This is a genomic window from Mesorhizobium sp. M7A.F.Ca.US.014.04.1.1 (assembly GCF_003998745.1).
GTDB classification, from domain to species: domain Bacteria; phylum Pseudomonadota; class Alphaproteobacteria; order Rhizobiales; family Rhizobiaceae; genus Mesorhizobium; species Mesorhizobium ciceri.
Map to the genome: position 1 here is coordinate 1 of NZ_RZRW01001453.1, position 456 is coordinate 456.

Annotated in this window: 1 protein-coding gene and 1 pseudogene; one reads left to right on the plus strand and one right to left on the minus strand. The window is 62.7% G+C overall.

Going from position 1 to position 456, the window contains the following annotated elements:
• Nucleotides 1-183: site-specific integrase (locus EOA22_RS37065; protein ID WP_164756355.1), on the minus strand; the 183-nt coding region annotated here is incomplete at its 3' end.
• A gap of 97 nt (nucleotides 184-280) precedes the next feature.
• Between EOA22_RS37065 and EOA22_RS37070 the strand changes: the two are divergent.
• Nucleotides 281-456, plus strand: a pseudogene (locus tag EOA22_RS37070) (ribosome maturation factor RimM); the annotation flags it as partial.

Genomic DNA, 456 nt, shown 5'->3' on the forward strand with positions numbered 1-456 from the left:
GATGTCAGAAATGCCGGGCGAGCCGCCGCAATGGCCGGTGAGGAAATGCAGGAACTGACGCGTGTCGCGCTCATAGGCTTCCACCGTCTCGGGCGACAGCCGACGTTCTCGCGCCAGCATCTTCAGCCAGCTTTCGCGCGCCGCCTGGAGATCGGGTTTGGCCGGGATGAGGAATTCCTGCATGGCGGCATTTTCGGATATTCGGGTTAGGAAGCGGTGAATAGCCCGTCATTGAAATGACAGCCGCGTGGGGCTAGAGCAGGCCAAAGGATATTTCGCCATGAGCAAGCTCCAGAATCCTGTCCAGATGGCCGTGATCGGCGCCGCCCATGGCATCAAGGGCGAATTGCGGGTGAAGACCTTCACCGGCGAGCCGCTGGCGCTGGCCGACTACGGGCCGCTCTACGCCAGGGACGGGCGCGCCTTCCAGATCGTCGACATCAGGCCCGCCAACAC